This is a genomic window from Arthrobacter sp. 05T423, from assembly GCF_056396245.1.
On sequence record NZ_JBFTLC010000007.1, the window covers coordinates 1 to 16,518 of the forward strand.

Here is a 16,518-nt window from a genome sequence, read left to right on the forward strand (position 1 = left end):
ATGGGCGACGGGGTGGTGCTCGCGCCGGACTCCTTCCTGATGAAGGGCGAGGAGATTCCCGCTTTCGAGCGTTGGGGAGGCAATCCTGCCGAAGCATTGCCCGCTTCGACCTTTGGCCGGCCGGTGCGGCCTCTCGGCACTGCCTTACCAGCATTGAGCGGGGGCGCTGCAGATGCAGTCGCAGCGTATTGATCGGGGAGAGCAAAGTATGGTTGTGCTGACTGACGAGCAACGTGATTTCTGGCGGGGCATGCTCGCGGAGGGCGGGCTGACCACCATCCCGCGGTGGACTTTGGATCCCCATCCCGGACTGGACGAGCACTACGAGAACATCCCTCATGGTCTGGTGGGGACCTTGCGTCGCCTGGCGGACGGCCTTGGGACGACCCTGGACGTTCTGCTGCTGGCCGTCCACGCCAAGGTGCTCGCCGTGTTGGTAGGGGAGCGGGAGGTCGTCATTGGGTATGCAGCGGCTCCCGGGTGCCGGCCGCTGCCGTGCCGATTGACGACCGAGGCGGCGTCTTGGCGGGCGCTCCTGACAGAGGTGGGCCGCCGGGAGCGGGAGTGCCGCCAGCACGTGGAGGCCGGCGGGTACGGGGATGCCCTCGACGGCCTTTGCCAAGAGCTGAACCTGAGCCGCCCGCTCTTTGAGAGCGTGCTCGACCCGCGGGACGCCCTGGGGGAGCTGGCTGAGGACACGGTTCTGCAGGTGGGGATATCCCAAGGTGTCACCGGTTCCCGGTTGCGGCTGCGGTATCGCACCGATGCGCTTGACGCTACCGCCGCAGCGCGCCTTGCCGGCTACCACGTGGCTGCTTTGAAAGCCATCGCTGCAAACCCTGACGCCGGCCATGCTCGCGTGTGCTTGCTTTCTTCTGAGGAACTGCGCCTTCAACTGGAGGAGTTGGCGGGCCCCAGGCGTGAGCTCCCGGACCTGCGGGTGCACGAGATCTTCGAGCGGCGGGCCGAGTCCGATCCGGAAGCAATCGCGGCCATTCACGGTGAAAGCGGCCTGACTTACCGTGAGTTGAACGCCCGGGCGAACCGGCTGGGCAGGGCGCTGCAGGGCCGGGGACTCGACCAGGAGACCGTCGTTACCGTGGTGATGGAGCGTAACCTGGACTGGATGGCGACCGTTCTGGCTATCTGGAAGGCGGGGCTGGCGTACCTGCCGCTCGAGCCGCACTTCCCGCCCGGGCGCATGGCCACGGCCTTGTCGCGGGCGGAGTCACCACTGGTCATCACAGAACGCGGCAGTACCGCGACGCTCGACCAAGCACTCGCCACCCTGCCCGGTGTGGAGGAGCTCTTCATCGAGGACCTCTCCTCTGAAGACCAACCCGAGGGGAACCTTGGCGTGGTCGTTGCCCCGGACCAGCTCGCGTACATCCTGTTCACGTCCGGGTCCACCGGGCAGCCGAAGGGCGTGATGTGCGAGCACGCCGGGATGCTGAACCACATGTATGCCAAAATCGACGACCTTGGAGTGCGCGAAGGCGAAGTCATCCCCCAAACGGGTCCACAATGCTTTGATATCTCGGTGTGGCAGCTGGTGGCGGCCCTGCTCGTTGGCGGGCGGACCCTGTTCGTCGACCAGGACGCGATCCTCGACGTCGAGCGGTTCGTTGACACGGTCGTGGATGGGCGGGCGGGCGTGATCCAGGTTGTTCCGTCCTATCTTGAGGTCATCGTGTCTTACCTGGAGCAAAACCCACGGAAGCTGCCGGACCTGCACTGCGTGTGCCCGACCGGGGACTTCCTGAAGAAGGAGCTCGTCCAGCGCTGGTTCGCGCTCTACCCTGATGTTCCGGTCGTCAACACGTATGGGCTCACCGAGACGTCGGACGACGCGGTCCACGAAATCATGGACCGGGCCCCGGCCGGGCCACGGGTGCCCCTCGGAAGACCGATCAACAATGTACACGTTGACGTGGTCGACGAGTTCGGCAGCCCGGTACCGCTCGGCGCGCCTGGGCTGATTGTGTTCTCCGGCGTGTGCGTGGGCCGCGGGTACGTCAACGATGCAGAGCGAACCGCCGCGATGTTCGGCCCCGATCCGAACCGTGCCGGTGAGCGCGTCTGCCGTACCGGTGATTATGGCCGGTGGATGCCGGACGGAAAGCTCGATTTCCTGGGACGGCGGGACAACCAGGTGAAGATCAGGGGATTCCGGATCGAGATCGGAGAGATCGAGAATGCCCTGCTTCGAGTGCCTGGAGTGCGCGACGGTGCCGTCGTCGTCGGCGAGGGCGCCGATCAGGTCAAGTTCCTGGTGGCGTTCTACTCGGGCAGACGGCCGCTCGAGATCGCCGAGTTGCGCAAGCAGATGGCCTCGCAAGTACCGGACTACATGGTCCCGTCGGCGTACAGGTGGCAGGAGAGCCTGCCTCTGACCGGCAACGGGAAGATCGACCGGAAGTCCCTGGCCAGTATGGCGCAGGAAATCGTTCCCGAGGCCGGCACCGCCACGGACGCCCTGTCGGCCACCGAGCAGCGGCTCGCCGAGGCCTGGGCGACGGTGCTCGGCCTGCCCGCGGGCAGGATCGGCGGACAGGACTCCTTCTTTGCCCTGGGCGGGACCTCGCTGTCCGCGGTGAAGCTCGCCGTCCTGCTCAAGCGCGCGGTCTCGATCAAGGACATCATGCAGGCGCCCGTCCTGGCGGACCTGGCGACCCTGCTCGAGGCCGCGTCCCTGCCGGACGCTGCCGTTCCGCCCGCCCCGCCACCGGCGGGCGCCGCCGCCGGGCCCGGCTCCATGGCCCCGGTGGGAGCACCGGTCGGCCGCCCCCACCCGCTACCCGTGAAACGAAAGGACCTCTGATGTCATCTCCTTCCCCCAGGATCCAGTTCGACGTGGAACGCCAAGCCGGCCGGGCGCCGCTGCTCACCGTCGCGGACGGCCACGACCCCGTCCGGTGGGCCGAACAGAACCGTGAGGCGCTGCGCGCGGCGGTGGATGAGCACGGCGCCGTCCTGGTCCGCGGCCTGGGCCTCCGGGATCCGGCCGAAGTGGCCGATGCCTTCCAGCAGCTGGCCCCGGGCGGGCTCATGCCGGACCGGGAGGCTTTCGCCGCCAGGCAGCCCTACCTGGACGGGGTGTACTCGTCCCTGACGTGGCCCGCGAACCAGCCCATGTGCATGCACCACGAGCTCAGCTACGCGCTCGAGTTCCCCGGCCTGATGCTCTTCGCCTGCCTCCAGGCACCCAGCTCCGGCGGGGTGACCGGTGTGGCGGACGCCCGCGCCGTGCTCGACGCCATACCCCCGGACATCATCGAGCGGTTCGAAAGCCAGGGGTGGCTGCTCGCCCGCAGCTACAACGAGGACATCGGCGCCTCCTACGAGGAAGCGTTCGGCGTCTCCGGCCGCGCCGACGTCGAGGAGTACTGCCGGGCACACGAGATCGAGTTCCAATGGCAGCCCGACGGGGAACTGCGCACCCGGCAACGGCGCCCCGCCGTGGTCCGGCACCCGGTGACCGGCCAACGCTGCTGGTTCAACCAGGTCGCATTCCTCAGCGAATGGACGATCGCGCCCGAGGTCCGGGAATACCTGGTGGACGTCTACGGCCCAGACGGGCTGCCGTTCAACACCCGCTTCGGCAACGGCGAACCGATCGGCGAGGACACCGTCGCCCTCCTGAACACGATCTACGAGGCCCACACCCTCCGCACCCCCTGGGAGCCCGGGGACCTCATGCTGGTCGACAACATCCGCATGGCCCACAGCCGCGAAGCCTACGAGGGGCCTCGGGAGGTCCTGGTCGGCATGGCCGAGCCGCGCAACGTATTCGATCTCGCCACCCACGCCCAGGACGGTGCACGATGACAGAATTTGCCACTTCCCCAGCCACAGCGGCCGCAGAGCCGAAGACGGTCCCGCCGTTCGCGGTCATTCCCGGGGCCCAGGTACAACAGGTGCTCCAGGGCCGGGAGAAGCAGGTTCTCGAGCTGGTCGAGCAGACCTACCGCACGCACGCGGCCGGCGACTCGGTAAACCCCCCGTCCTACTTCCTGCGCTTCCCGGACCGGCCCACCTCACGCATCATCGCCCTGCCCGCCTCGGTTGGAGGTGACACAGGAGTCGACGGCATCAAGTGGGTCTCCAGCTTCCCGGACAACGTGGCGTCCGGGATACCCCGCGCCTCCGCGGTTCTGATCCTCAACGACCGGGTAACGGGCTACCCCTTCGCGTGCATGGAGGGCTCCATCATCAGCGCCTCCAGGACGGCTGCATCGGCCGCCGCAGCCGCGGACTGGCTCAGCCGCGGACGGGGACGTCCACGAAGGATCGGGTTCTTCGGCGTCGGCCTCATTGCCCGCTACATCCACACCTTCCTGGACGCCACCGGCTGGTCCTTCGACGAGATCGGGGTGTTCGACCTCTCGGCTGAGAGCGCGGAGGGTTTCAAGGGCTACCTCGAGCGCAGCGGCACCGGAGCCCGGGTGAGCGTGCACGACGGCCCCGAACAGCTGATCAAAAGCAGCGACCTCCTCGTGTTCGCCACSGTGGCGGGCCAGCCGCACGTGCACGATACGACATGGTTCGCRCACAACCCGCTGGTACTGCACGTGTCCCTGCGCGACCTCGCCCCGGAGATCCTGCTGGCATCGACCAACATCCTCGACGACGTCGAGCACTGCCTCAAAGCCGGAACCTCTGCCCACCTCGTGGAGCAGATGATCGGCAACAGGGACTTCGTGGACGGCACCCTGGCCGATGTCATGGAAGGCAAGGTCTCGCCGGCGGAGGACCGCCCCATCGTGTTCTCGCCGTTCGGGCTGGGCGTGCTCGACCTGGCAGTGGGCAAGTACGTCTACGACGAACTCGCCCGCAGCGGCCAGCTCCGGGTGCTCGAGGACTTCTTCTCGGAGCTGCGCCGGTATGGCTAACGTGGAACGCTCGGACACGCGGGAGGAGGCGTATCCGGCATGGGCAGAGTGACAGGTTCAGTACGTACCTCCGGGTGCGAGTGGCTGCAGTACGACTATGGTTTCGGGTTGGTTCCGGAAGAGGGGCCTGAACCCTTCACGATGTGGCGGTACCGCCACCTCCTGCCCCTGTCCGACGGGCCGGTGCGTTATCCCCTGCCCATCGGAGGCACGCCGCTGCTTCCGGCCCCGGCGCTGAGAGCCGCCTTGGGGACACCGTCCCTGTGGGTCAAGGATGAGACCCGCGGGCCGACGGCGTCGAACAAAGACCGGGCTACGGCGCTGGTTATTGAGGACGGGTTGCGGCACGGCCTGGACACCATCACGACGGCTTCGACGGGCAACGCCGCAGTTGCGACGGCGTTCGGGGCGGCAGCTTCGGGAATGCGGGCAGCCATCTTTGTGTCGATCGATTGTCAGGAGGACAAACTCGCACTGATGACTCAGGCCGGGGCATGGGTGTTCCGGGTGCCTGATGGCTACGCGGCCGCCGTCGACCTGTCGCGCGCAGCGGTCGAGGAGTTCGGCTGGGTGGACCGGAACACCGGAGTGAATCCCCTGACGATGGAGGCCAAGAAGACCGTGGCGTTGGAGGTCTGGGAGCAGCTTGGCCGGCGGATGCCGGACGTGATGGTCGCTCCGGTGGGGGACGGTCCCACTCTCGCCGCGCTTGAGAAGGGTTTCGCCGAGTTGGTCGCGTGTGGAGTTGCCGCCAGTAAGCCCCGCCTGGTCGGTGTGCAGGCTCGGGCCTGCCAACCGCTGGTGCGCGCCTGGCAGGGGACCGATCCGGCACCCGACGAACTGGAGCCGGGGTCCACGTTGGCCGACGGGATCGCCGTCCTGCGGCCCGCCATCGGCGATGCGGTGCTCGGAGCGGTACGTTCCAGCGGCGGCGCGATGGTCGCGGTGAGCGATTCTGAGCTCATGGACGCCGTCGGTTTGCTGGCCTCGACGGCGGGCGTCGGTGCGGAGCCGGCCGGCGCCGCGTCGCTGGCGGGCTTGCGGAGTGCTCTGCGTGAGGGGTTGGTGGACCGCAATGAGACCGTCGTCGTGCTGGTCACCGGCCGCGAGATCAAGGCGGCGGGCTCCCCGAGTCGGGGCCGGGTCGCAGTGGCCGAGCGGCTGGATGACGTACGGGAGGCATTCGGAAGGGTTCCCCTGTAACGGGGTCTCCGTAGGTGACCACCCGGTGCGACAGGGAAGGAAGAGATGACTCAATGAGGAGCAGTCTCATGCCGGCAAACGGCCGGACCAACATGACTACGCTGCCAGCGCGCGCGTGCTGCCAATCCAGTCCCATCAATTCGGGCCCATTCGGGCGACGATTCGCACTCAATGAGGAGTGAGACAATGCTCTCCCTACCGCAGATGCTGGGGAATGTATCCAAGGCCTACCTCCAGTCCCCTGAGGACTGGGCACGGTCGGTCACCGACGTCCTGCGGGACGCCGCGATCTACCACCAGGCCGGAAACGGCTTCTACCGCGCCCAGTGTGAGGCGTTGGGAGTCGATCCCGCCGCGATCAACGACATCAACGACCTCCACGACCTGCCACTGCTGCCGGTCGGCATGTTCAAACGYCCCGACGCCAAAGTGCTGCTCACCTGCTCCCTGGCCGACGTCGAGACCGAAACCCGCTCCAGCGGAACCCGCGGTATCCCCTCCGTCGCCCCCCGCAACAGTGAGACACTGACCCTGGCGCTGCTCGGACTGATCGGGACCTACCGGGACTTCTTCAGCCTCTCCGGGGGCGCGGGACTTTTCCTGAACCCCTCGGACCCCGAAGCCTCGGAAATGGGACTGCTCAAGGACCTGAACATCCTGAACAGCGTCTTCGACCACCACACATATCTCGTCGCCGACCACGCGTTCGACGCCGGGGAGGCCCTGGAGCACCTGCACCGCTGGGAGGGACACATGACACGCCACATCATCAGTCCTCCCTTCCTCATCGGCCGGCTCCTCCGGTTCCTTGAGCGGGAGAATATCAATGTGCGCCTGGACCCGTACAGCATGATCATCACCCTCGGCGGCTGGAAGCGGCACACGGCCGAGGCCATCCCCGACGAAGACTTCCGGGAGCGGTGCCACGACCTGCTCGGCGTGCGCGCGGTAAACGTGCGCGACATGTACGGGATGATCGAGWCGAACATGCTCGCWGTCGAATGCCACCTGCATCGCAAGCACGTCCCGCCCTGGTGCTACATCTCCATCCGGGACCCCGCCCAGAACGGCAAGGAACTCGCCCCCGGGGAAACCGGCACCATCGCCGTACTGGACGCCCTCAGCACCAGCTACCCCGGATTCCTCCTCACCGACGACATGGGCGAGGTCGAGACCGGCACCTGCGCGTGCGGCAGAACCGGCCAGGTCATCAACTTCCGCCGCCGGGGACCGGGCAGCGGGCCTTGGCCCCTGCCCCGTCAGCATCGAGCGCTACCTCCGCTCGGGCACAACCGCCGAGGCTGAGGCGCCGGCTCTCGTGAAGACCTGATTTTGCGGCGGCTCAGCCGGCGCCCTCCTCCGTTGCCTGCCGTCGCCGAGGCCGCCCTCGATGCCGCCGAGCGAGACCGTCGCGCTCCGGAGCGTTTCGGTCTTCTGCTCCAGTACGCCCATGTTGACGCTCTGGATGGTCTCGAGGGCCTGGTGGTAAGACTGGTCGTACTGCACCCCGGCCTGGCGAACGCGCGTGCCTCGGCCTCGCTCTTGGTCCCCCCGCCGCCGGTGAACAGGCCTCCGGCGGGGATGCGCCCTTCACGAACGCGTCGTAGTCCGAATCCCCGATGAACCCGAACGGCAGCGCCTGGACCCCCTCGGCGCGCAGGATGTCCCGGAGCACCCGTTTGATGGCCTGCGTCTTTACGTCGCTGGCGGCTGATGAGCCGACAACGATCGGTGCGGGCCAGGACACTGCCATGGCCATGCTGCAGTGCGGCACGGTGTCGCTGACAGCGTTTCCCATTCTCCGTGCAGGCGTGGGCTGTGGCCTTGCCATCGAGGATTCCGCGGCTTTGGCCGCGGTGGTGGCACTGCGTTCCAGCGGGATTGAGACAGGTCCCAGCGGCGCCGCCGGCCTTGCCGGGGTATTGGCCGGGTTCGCCGGTTCGTTCGCCACTCCGATCAGGCAGCATCTTGGCCTCAGCTCCACCTCCGGGCTTATGTTCGTCGCCACTGAATCGCCGGAGGCGGCCGGATCGAACGCCCAGGCGTCGCACCACCACCTCCGCAAGCATGACCAGATGCTGTAAGCCCCGGCCAGCACGGCACAGATGGGGAGATTGCTATGGCCCAAAAACTCGGCAACAATGCCAAGCTGGTTCCATCCGTATGGTTCGGCGGCCGATGAAGGAGCGTTGGTGGCATGCCCAAGACAGGCAAGGACGATCACGCCCGCAAGGAAGAGCTTCCCTCGACCCTGCAGCGTTCTGAGCAGAAAGCCCAGGACACTTTCGCGAAGACATACGATTCAGCCCTTGAGTCGTATGACAACGACGAGAGCCGTGCTGCCCGGACAGCCTTTGCGTCCCTAAAGCACAGCTATGAGAAGGTGGGCGACCACTGGGAGCCCAAGGAGAAGCGCGGTCCCTCTGACCAGCATGCGGAAGAGGGGCTGGATTCATCTGCACCCACCGCAGGCGGCGTGGACGCGAACGCCTCGAAGGAGCACCTGTACAAGCGGGCCCAGGAGCTAAACATCGAAGGACGTTCAAAGATGGACAAGGACGAACTTGTCCAGGCCCTGCAGAAGGCCAACGATGCCGCCACCCGGAAGGCGCGTGGGGACTGACCTACCCATCTTGCGGCCGGAAGTAGGACGAACCCGACGGCGTTCGCTGCAGCACGCCGAAATCGATCATGTAGCGGCGCAGCAGCACGACATCGTCGGTGTAGCCCAGGAGCCGCTCATTGACCTGCCTTTCAGTAAGCTCCTCGCCGGACGCGAAGGCTTCGCTGCCGATCCAGGCCAGAAGCTCACCCCGCTCCGCCAGGTTGGCCGGATACCTGTCGATCCTGCCCAGTCGCATGAAACGAGCCACTCCGGTTATGGGCTGGCGCTTGGGCTGTTGTGTGAGGAGGTCGCGGAAGATTGACTCAGACGCCTCCAATTCATTGCCGGCAGTCCGTTCGATCAGGCCAGCGTCGAGCAGGGCGGCAATGGCCCGTCCGCGCCGCTGTCCGGGCAGTCCGGGCAGTCCGGAGGAAACGTCATCGTGCCTGGTTCCGAGGACAATCTGTGCGTAGGCGGTCCGGGCGTCGCGGTTGGCCAGGGCTGCCATGACCCGCCGCCAGTGAGGCCCGCTCTGCCTGGTGCCTCTGCTCAAGGCTTCCCCTTTGCTCTGGTGCTTCCGGACCGGTGCCGGTTAGCGTTGGCGGGTACAACAGGCAAAATCGTAGTCCGGGGCGGTCCTGGCGGAAAGGTGCGCCATCGGACCGTATTCGCCCGTCCCCGGGCGACGCAGCAGGAACAGGCCACCGACTACGACGGAAACTTCGTCAGGGAGCACCGCATCGGCCAGTCCCTTCGACACCGCACCAGAGGACGCCACTGTCCTGCGCCTGGTAACCGGGGGAGTGGCCGCCGTCGTTTAATGCCAACTCCGAAGAACATCTGGCGCCGGCCGGCGTCGTGATGTGAAATGGTCCCGGGAATGAGTACCGGTGAGTGGGCCTGAAACGGCAGAGAACAACCTGAGCTATTGCGCTGGCCGTGTTGGGCGCATGGCTTTGTCGAAAGTCGTACCAATGGTTCAGGTGGCCCGCTCACCCCTAGGCTGCTCCCTGACCGGAGGCAGCACCGGTTCTGATCCTGCCCGTCGCCGCCCACAGCCAAATGTAAAGGGGACCCGATGAAATCCAACGAACTGCTGCTGGACGCCTTTGGCCGTATCCGCGAAACCGTGGAAGCCACGCTCGAAGGGCTCGACGACGAGACCCTGGCCCGGCGCCCCGCCGGCAACGGAAATTCCATCGCGTGGCTGATTTGGCACCTCAGCCGGGTAGAGGACGCCCAGGTCGCCTCCGCCGCCGGGCTGCCACAGGTGTGGACGTCGCAGGGGTTTGCCGGCAAGTTTGGCCTGCCGCTTCCCGAGCGGGACACCGGCTACGGCCATACCTCGGACAAGGTTGACGCCGTGCGGGCCCCGCGGGAGCTGCTCGCTGACTACCACGAGGCGGTCCACCGCCAGACCGAGGAGGTTCTGGGCAGGTTGGGCGACGATGATCTGGACCGCGTCGTGGACACCCGCTGGGACCCGCAGGTCACGTTCGGCGTCCGGTTGGTCAGCACGATTGCGGACTGCCTGCAGCACGCGGGGCAGGCCGCCTACGCCAAGGGCCTGAAAGGCGGCGGGCAGGCTTAGCAGCCAGCGGGTTTGCCCGCGGTGTCTAGTTTGGCATTGCCGTTCGGAGGAGCATAGCGGCAAAAACTCCAGGAGGCCCTGATGACCCAGCTTGGCAAGTTTGAGAAGTACCTGATCAAGGAGTTTTTCGACGACTTCCGTGCCGGGGCCATGAGCCAGCTCACTTTCACCCGCCGGGTGGCGTTCATCACGGGCAGCATGGCTGCCGCCTCCGCCGCCATGCTCCTGGTCGGCTGCACGCCGCAGGAAGTTCCGCGGAGCAATGATCCCATGCCCACGCCCAGCCCGTCGTCAGGCACCGCCACGGGCGTTGGCTCAGGCGGCGCCGTTCCCGGGGGCGAAGAGCCCGCTGTCCGTTCCTGAGGGTGCCGCCGGAATTACGACGACGACAGTTAAGTTCCCCTCCGGCGGCACCGAGATCAGTGGTTACCTCGCCCGGCCCGCGGCAGGGAAGCCCGGCCCCGCCGTCCTCATCTGCCACGAGAACCGCGGGCTGACTCCCCACATCGAGGACGTGGCCCGGCGCTTCGCCAAGGAAGGGTATGCGGCCCTGGCGATCGATCTGCTGAGCAGGGAAGGCGGCACGGCCAGCCTGGACCCCGATGCGGTTCCGGGAGCCCTGACGCAGGCCGGCGCCCAGCGGCACGTCGCGGACTTCTCCGCGGGATTCGACTACCTGCAGAAACAGGAGTTCGTGGAGCAGGGCCGGATCGCCATGACCGGATACTGTTTCGGCGGGGGCATCACCTGGCAGTCGGCGGTGGAGATCACCGGCCTCAAGGCGATCTCGGCTTTCTACGGCCCGGCGCCGGATCTGGACAAGGTGCCTTCCATCAAGCCCGCGGTGTTTGGTGTCTACGCTGAGCTGGACGACCGGATCACCGGCCCCATGCCGCAACTCCGGGATGCCCTGGCCGCCACGAGCGTGCGCAACCAGCTCAAGGTCTATCCCGGCGTGGACCACGCCTTCCACAACGACACGGGGGACCGCTACAACGAGCAGCAGGCCACGGCCGCCTGGAACGACACGCTGGCGTGGTTCAAGAAGTACGTTTAGTGGCCACCTAGCCCGCGGTGTCCTGGCCCTCGCCGGCGGCCGGACCGGACGCATCGTGGGCCAGTGCTTTCTGGCGGCGGTAGACCTGGACCGCAATGGCCGTCGGAATGACGGCCAGGGCGACGGCCCGCATCCAGGGGCGGTCCAGGGCGTGGCCGGTCATGGAGTCGAGGGAGAAACTGCCTGGCCCGCCAATCGTGAAGGATGCCGCGGCGAGTCCCAGGACCGCCGGGTATTCAAGGCCCCCTTCGGTGGCGAAGAAGCCGTTGGGGAAGTGCACGCTGGCCGCAACGCCCATGGTGGTGGCCGCAGCGGCCCCGGCAGCCGGGGTGCCAATACCCAGCGCGAGGGCCAGTCCTGCCCCGGCTTCACCCACGCCAGCGAGGACTGCGCTGGGCTTCGCGGGCCGGAATCCCATGGCGTGCATGCCCTTGCTGGTGCCTTCGATTCCGCCGCCGCCGAACCAGCCGAAAAGCTTCTGGGTGCCGTGTGCTATGAGGACGCCGCCCAGGCCCACGCGGAAAATGGTCTGTGCAGCCGTGGCGGCGACCGGACTGATGCTCGTGTGGCTCATGGGAATCCTCCTGTATGCGGTTCAGCTGTTGGGCTGCTCTTCAGGCGATCTTGTCCGTCGATTCTACGTCCGCTGGAGATCGGGGATTGGGGGCACTTTGAGGATTACTGGGCCACGGGGATTTAGGGACTTCCGTTCGATGCGCCCGGCACCTGGTACCCGCCGTCGTCCTTAATCCTGGACCTTGGGCCTCGACCTCGGCAGATGCCCCTGCTGGCCAGCTTCACGCACCAGCAACCGGATGTTTGCGTACAGGACCGCCCTGACCGCATCCGGCTCCAGCCGCTGCCCGCGCCGGATGCGTGATTCCAGTTCCTTGCAGCACCGCTCCAGCCGCAGGGCGCCCGCCATAGCGGACGTGGCCCTCAGGCTTACGACGGCGTCAGCCGCCATCCGCGGGTCACCGCCGGCCAAGGCGCGGAGAATCCTTGAAGCCCGGTCCGGCAACATCAGCAGGTAGTCATCGATGAACGCCTCTGCGAAAGCGGCACCCACCTCGGCGGCAAGAGTCTGCAGCGGGCCGGCGTCCAGGATGGGGATGTCGTCTGTGCCGGTCACTTTGCACCGCCTGTTGCTGCCCACTGCATGTCGCGCCCATCGGTTCATGCCGCGCCCTTGCTGTGCGGCTTACCGGACACTGTCCCGCGGGGACCTCAAGACGGGAGAAACTTTTGCCGATGTTCAGATCAAGAATGCCGGCCGGCTAGGACCGCTCGAGCAGGACCATCACTTCGTAGTGCGTGGTTTGCGGGAACATGTCCAGCACCCGGGCCCGCCGTGCGGTGAACGAGGGCAGTGCTGCCAGGTCGCGGGCCAGTGACTGCGCATTGCAGCTGGAGTAGACCACGTGCTGCACAGAGGACGATTCCAGCCAGCCGCAGAGTTCCTTGCCGATGCCTCGCCGTGGCGGATTGACGATGACCAGTTCGGGCGTCCGGTCCGCGCCGACGGCAAAGGCCGCGGCGTCGCCCGCCTGGAAGTTCATCCGCTGCAGCCCTGCCTCATCGCTGCTCAGCCTGGCCGAAACAATGGCCTCACGGCTGGTTTCAATGCCCGTGACGTCCCGGGAGGGATCGGCGCAGTGCAGGGCAAAGCCGCCGACCCCGCAGTACAGGTCCCAGACCGACCCCGGCGCCAGTTCGTTGACCCACTCGCGCCCTTGCCGGTACAGGGCCGCAGCCATGTCACTGTTCGTCTGGAAGAAGCTCTGCGGCCGGAGGTGGAGGTCGAGGTCATTGACACGCATCCGCAGCGTGGACTGCCCGGTGAGCAGTATCTCGCGGTCGCCTTCCAGGACCGCCTTGTGTTCCGGGTGCAGGTTGACCGAGACAACCTTCAGCTGCGGCAGGGCGGACAGGAGCGTGGGCAGATGCTCCCGGACGCGCGGCACCAGCTTTTCCGAGCGCAGGACGAGGCGGAGCATGATCTCGCCGTCCGGGGATTCGGTGATGATCAGGTGCTTGAGCTCACCGCTGCGCCGTGGAACGTCGTACGGAGTCATCTGGGCCTGGCTGATGAAGGCCGCCAGTACCGGGAAGCAGGCGAGCAGCCCGGGTGAGCAGACGCCGCACTCGCGCAGGTCAACGCCGTGGCCTTCGGCGTCAAGGATCCCGATGGTGGGGTTTTTAGCCGTTCCGCCCACCACCATCTTGGCCTTGTTGCGGAAGCCGGACTCGCGGCTCGCGGCGGGCGGGAGCCACTCTATGGACGTGTGGCCGGAGAGAAGAGTCTGGCAGTGCAGCTGCTTGCCGGCCAGCTGCTCGTCGTAGGGCCTGCCCATGTGGGTGCAGGAGCGGCAGCGGGCGGCATCGAAGTAGGAACATTGCATGTCTGGTTAATTCTACTTTTTCCGCAGGCTTGCTCTGGCCGCCCGTCAGGACGGCGGCCGCTGCCGCCTGGGAAGGCTGATCCGGTCCAGGTCCCTGGCCGGTACGACGGCGGCCCCTCCTGAGCGTGCCCGTGCCTGTCCGGCAAGGATGTCCACGTCGCCGTACCGGGAGGAAAAGTGGGTGAGGACCAGCGTTCCGGCGCCGCCGTTGGCGGCGAGATCGCCGGCCTGCCCGGCCGTGAGGTGCGCGTACTGGGCCGCCAAGGCGGCGTCGTCGTCACTGAACGTTGATTCGGCGACGAGGAGGTCGACGCCGTAGGCGAGTGCTTCGGCGCCCTCACACGGGGCCGTGTCCATGACGAAGGCGAAGCCCTGCCCAACGCGCCGTATGCTGACGTCCTCCAGCCGAACACCCCGCAGAACGCCGTCCCGCTGCAGCCGCCCGGCGTCCGGTCCGGTGATGCCTGCCGCTGCCAGCCGCTCAGGCAACATGGTGCGGCCATCCGGCTCGGTCAGCCGGTATCCGTAGGTCTCAATGCGGTGGCGCAGGGGCCGCACTTCCAGCCCCGGGGCGATGTCCCCGGCGCCGGAGTGCGGCCGCAGCCGGAGGTCGATCCCGGGCGAGGACACAGAAACGAGTGCCCGGACCACGTCGTCTCCGGAGGCGGGATAGTGCAGGTGCACGGGGTGCTTCACGCCGTCCAGCGCCATGCGGGACAGGACCCCGGGAAGCCCGTAGCAATGGTCACCGTGAACATGGGTAAGGCAGATGCGGGTGATCTGGTTGGCGGAAACACCTGCGTGGATCATCTGCCTCTGGGTGCCCTCGCCCGGGTCGAAGAGCAGGCCCTCACCGTCCCACCGCAGCAGGTATCCATTGTGGTTGCGCGTCCGTGTCGGCACCTGCGAAGCGGTTCCAAGGACGACGAGTTCGCGCATGACACCGAGTGTCCCACACGCCAGCTATTAACAGGCTGGCTGCGAGGGAACGGCTGCGCTCGCCGGTATTCGCGCTCGCAGGCATCGGTACTTGGGGTCTTCACCCATCCCTCGGAACAGCGGCAACGAATACCCATTGAACCACCCGTTTCGGGGCCCCGTGCGGGCTCGGAATGCAGCCGCTGTAGCCGAACGGCGGTGCCATGCACATGTGCGAAAAGAGCCCAGCCTTGTCTGAAATACAGTTCGATCAGTTCCTCGTGGAGGCCACTACCTGCGACAACGGGTCCGGAGCCACTCTGGGGCCGGACCCTCTCTATGGCCTGTACACCAGCTGGTGTCATGTCACCGGAAGCGTGCCGGACGCGGAAAATACCTTCTGGGAAGGCATGCAGGGCCGCATTAACGCCGAACCCAACGGCTTGCGCATGAAAGGGCCGGCAGCTGCTGATTACTTCCTCGCCAGCTATCCGGCGTTGGTGTGAACACGGTGTTCCGTCCCATGCGTCCGGAGGCGTGAACGGCAGCAAGGCACAGTGAGCACCGGGGTGCCCGCTCAATGCGGACAACCCCGGTGCTCAAAGTGGACCTCTGCCGCTGTTTACCTGTAGACGCGCATCCAATCGACCTGCATCTGGGAAGGCGTGGTGCGGGAACCGTCAGGGAACCAGTCGAGCTGAAGGGTCTGGTGCATGCTGCCGGAGGGCTGGTGCGCCGGGTTGGTGTCGGTAAAGGTCTTCACGCCGTCGATGTAACCGGTGATGCCCGTGGGAGTCCACTCCACCGCATAGTTGTGCCACTGGGTGGTGTCAACGGCCTTTGTGGCGTAGGTCTGCTTGCTCGAACCGCTGCATGAATAGTGCAGGAAGAACTTCACCAGCGCCGTTTCGGAGGTGCTCTCGGCGTAGTCGACCTCGGCGCATGTGGAGGACTTGCTGTCAGGCCACAGGATGAGGACCGGGTGGTATTCCGAGTCACGCTGGTTGGTCTTCATGCGGGTTTCCCAGCGGCCGTACTTCTGCTTCGCAAACTTGGCAGACATGCCGCCGGTGGTTCCCGCGGAGTCACCGCTGACGGTAGCCACGCCATTGGCCACTGACCACGCCCTGGGGCTGCGGATACTGTTGCCCGAATGCCCGGAACCGTTGTAGACGCTCCACTTCGTGCCGTCAGGAGCGCCGGTGTAGTTGAATTCGTCGCCGGCGACGACTGAACCCCAGCCAAGGGTGCTGGCGGCCTGGGTGCCGTTCCCGGTTGTGGCGGGTGCAGGCGCGGCGGCGGCCGGAGCAGGCTTGGCGGCAACCGCTGGCGCCTGTGCCGCGACGGTCGTGTCGGGTGCCGTTGCGGCGGGAGAAGCGATGGCAGGAGCGACGACGGCGGGTGCGGCCTTTGCAGGAGCGGCAGCAACCGCTGCCGGTACAGCGGCGGTTGCCGCCTTTGCTGCTGCTGCCTTAGCCGCGGCAGTCTTTGCGACGGCGGCCTTCGCCGTGGCAGCCTTGGCCGCGGCCGCCTTGGTGGCCGCAGTCTTCGCCGCGGCAGCCTTGGTGGTGTGAGCCGACATGGTCTTGGTGGAAGCCGTCGTGGTTGAAGCCGGCACGGAGGCCTGGCTCGTGCTGGCTGTTCCCGCGGCGGTGCCAGCCTGCCCGGCAGCGTCCTCCGCGGAGGGAGTGAGACCGCATCCGGTCAGCGAAAGCGCGCCGATGCTAATGGCAATGGCTATTTTCTTCTTAAGCAAAAAGACCCCTCCGGGCGAACGGCTGCCGCGCAAAGGCAGCCACAATCTAGGTGGTAAAGAAAAGCACGAAGCGATTCTGGGCCCCGGTCGTCGG

Annotated in this window: 19 protein-coding genes; 12 read left to right on the plus strand and 7 right to left on the minus strand. The window is 66.7% G+C overall.

The genetic code is table 11. The annotated features are described in order from the left end of the window. From AC1DFE_RS07630 to AC1DFE_RS07655, 6 genes are all read left to right on the plus strand, one after another. On the plus strand, positions 1–192 hold a 192-nt coding region (locus AC1DFE_RS07630), incomplete at its 5' end, for a hypothetical protein (protein ID WP_476905301.1). Positions 193–208: 16 nt separating this feature from the next. Beyond that, a complete protein-coding gene (locus AC1DFE_RS07635) occupies positions 209–2,821 on the plus strand; it encodes a non-ribosomal peptide synthetase (RefSeq protein ID WP_476905302.1) in 2,613 nt (870 codons plus the stop codon). Then, positions 2,821–3,828, plus strand: coding sequence for a TauD/TfdA family dioxygenase (locus AC1DFE_RS07640; RefSeq protein ID WP_476905303.1), 1,008 nt, complete (start codon positions 2,821–2,823; stop codon positions 3,826–3,828). The genes AC1DFE_RS07635 and AC1DFE_RS07640 overlap by 1 nt, the downstream gene beginning before the upstream one ends. Next, positions 3,825–4,892 (plus strand): 2,3-diaminopropionate biosynthesis protein SbnB, encoded by a 1,068-nt coding sequence (gene sbnB / locus AC1DFE_RS07645; RefSeq protein ID WP_476905304.1) that lies wholly within the window; start codon positions 3,825–3,827, stop codon positions 4,890–4,892. The genes AC1DFE_RS07640 and sbnB overlap by 4 nt, the downstream gene beginning before the upstream one ends. Positions 4,893–4,931: 39 nt before the next feature. Next, positions 4,932–6,095: a threonine synthase gene (locus AC1DFE_RS07650; RefSeq protein WP_476905305.1), complete on the plus strand. Its 1,164-nt coding sequence runs from the start codon at positions 4,932–4,934 to the stop codon at positions 6,093–6,095. Between the two features lie 186 nt (positions 6,096–6,281). Then, on the plus strand, positions 6,282–7,400 hold the full coding sequence (locus tag AC1DFE_RS07655) for a LuxE/PaaK family acyltransferase (protein ID WP_476905306.1): 1,119 nt from the start codon (positions 6,282–6,284) through the stop codon (positions 7,398–7,400). On the opposite strand, the gene AC1DFE_RS07660 is transcribed toward AC1DFE_RS07655, so the two are convergent. After that, positions 7,368–7,601 (minus strand): hypothetical protein, encoded by a 234-nt coding sequence (locus tag AC1DFE_RS07660; RefSeq protein ID WP_476905307.1) that lies wholly within the window; start codon positions 7,599–7,601, stop codon positions 7,368–7,370. The two genes, AC1DFE_RS07655 and AC1DFE_RS07660, sit on opposite strands and share 33 nt — an antisense overlap. A 113-nt stretch (positions 7,602–7,714) precedes the next feature. On the opposite strand from AC1DFE_RS07660, the gene AC1DFE_RS07665 reads away from it, so the two are divergent. Continuing rightward, a complete protein-coding gene (locus AC1DFE_RS07665; protein ID WP_476905308.1) occupies positions 7,715–8,179 on the plus strand; it encodes a hypothetical protein in 465 nt (154 codons plus the stop codon). Between the two features lie 113 nt (positions 8,180–8,292). Beyond that, positions 8,293–8,718, plus strand: a complete 426-nt coding sequence (locus AC1DFE_RS07670) for a ChaB family protein (protein WP_476905309.1) — start codon at positions 8,293–8,295, stop codon at positions 8,716–8,718. Between the two features lies 1 nt (position 8,719). Here the strand turns inward: AC1DFE_RS07670 and AC1DFE_RS07675 are convergent, their stop codons facing one another. Then, positions 8,720–9,253 (minus strand): DUF2087 domain-containing protein, encoded by a 534-nt coding sequence (locus AC1DFE_RS07675; RefSeq protein ID WP_476905310.1) that lies wholly within the window; start codon positions 9,251–9,253, stop codon positions 8,720–8,722. Between the two features lie 525 nt (positions 9,254–9,778). On the opposite strand from AC1DFE_RS07675, the gene AC1DFE_RS07680 reads away from it, so the two are divergent. The 3 genes from AC1DFE_RS07680 to AC1DFE_RS07690 all read left to right on the plus strand — a co-directional run bounded on the left by AC1DFE_RS07680 (position 9,779) and on the right by AC1DFE_RS07690 (position 11,348). Further along, entirely contained in the window at positions 9,779–10,291 is a 513-nt protein-coding gene (locus tag AC1DFE_RS07680; protein ID WP_476905311.1) for a mycothiol transferase, read from the plus strand. 81 nt (positions 10,292–10,372) lie between these two features. Continuing rightward, positions 10,373–10,654, plus strand: coding sequence for a hypothetical protein (locus AC1DFE_RS07685; protein WP_476905312.1), 282 nt, complete (start codon positions 10,373–10,375; stop codon positions 10,652–10,654). Continuing rightward, positions 10,602–11,348, plus strand: a complete 747-nt coding sequence (locus tag AC1DFE_RS07690; protein ID WP_476905313.1) for a dienelactone hydrolase family protein — start codon at positions 10,602–10,604, stop codon at positions 11,346–11,348. The genes AC1DFE_RS07685 and AC1DFE_RS07690 overlap by 53 nt, the downstream gene beginning before the upstream one ends. Before the next feature lie 7 nt (positions 11,349–11,355). On the opposite strand, the gene AC1DFE_RS07695 is transcribed toward AC1DFE_RS07690, so the two are convergent. The 4 genes from AC1DFE_RS07695 to AC1DFE_RS07710 all read right to left on the minus strand — a co-directional run bounded on the left by AC1DFE_RS07695 (position 11,356) and on the right by AC1DFE_RS07710 (position 14,689). Further along, positions 11,356–11,922, minus strand: coding sequence for a DoxX family protein (locus AC1DFE_RS07695; RefSeq protein WP_476905314.1), 567 nt, complete (start codon positions 11,920–11,922; stop codon positions 11,356–11,358). Positions 11,923–12,093: 171 nt separating this feature from the next. Then, positions 12,094–12,480 carry an Hpt domain-containing protein gene (locus AC1DFE_RS07700; RefSeq protein ID WP_476905315.1) on the minus strand — a complete coding sequence of 129 codons (387 nt, stop codon included), beginning with the start codon at positions 12,478–12,480 and terminating at the stop codon, positions 12,094–12,096. Between the two features lie 145 nt (positions 12,481–12,625). Next, positions 12,626–13,750 (minus strand): 23S rRNA (uracil(747)-C(5))-methyltransferase RlmC, encoded by a 1,125-nt coding sequence (gene rlmC / locus AC1DFE_RS07705; RefSeq protein ID WP_476905316.1) that lies wholly within the window; start codon positions 13,748–13,750, stop codon positions 12,626–12,628. A gap of 45 nt (positions 13,751–13,795) precedes the next feature. Then, the gene (locus tag AC1DFE_RS07710) at positions 13,796–14,689 is read right to left on the minus strand and encodes a ribonuclease Z (RefSeq protein ID WP_476905317.1); all 894 of its coding nucleotides are present in this window, start codon (positions 14,687–14,689) and stop codon (positions 13,796–13,798) included. A gap of 230 nt (positions 14,690–14,919) precedes the next feature. Between AC1DFE_RS07710 and AC1DFE_RS07715 the strand changes: the two genes are divergently transcribed. Continuing rightward, the gene (locus tag AC1DFE_RS07715) at positions 14,920–15,174 is read left to right on the plus strand and encodes a hypothetical protein (protein WP_476905318.1); all 255 of its coding nucleotides are present in this window, start codon (positions 14,920–14,922) and stop codon (positions 15,172–15,174) included. A gap of 116 nt (positions 15,175–15,290) precedes the next feature. Here AC1DFE_RS07715 and AC1DFE_RS07720 read toward each other — a convergent pair whose 3' ends face one another. Continuing rightward, positions 15,291–16,424 carry a glycoside hydrolase family 16 protein gene (locus AC1DFE_RS07720; protein ID WP_476905319.1) on the minus strand — a complete coding sequence of 378 codons (1,134 nt, stop codon included), beginning with the start codon at positions 16,422–16,424 and terminating at the stop codon, positions 15,291–15,293. Positions 16,425–16,518 lie beyond the last annotated feature (94 nt).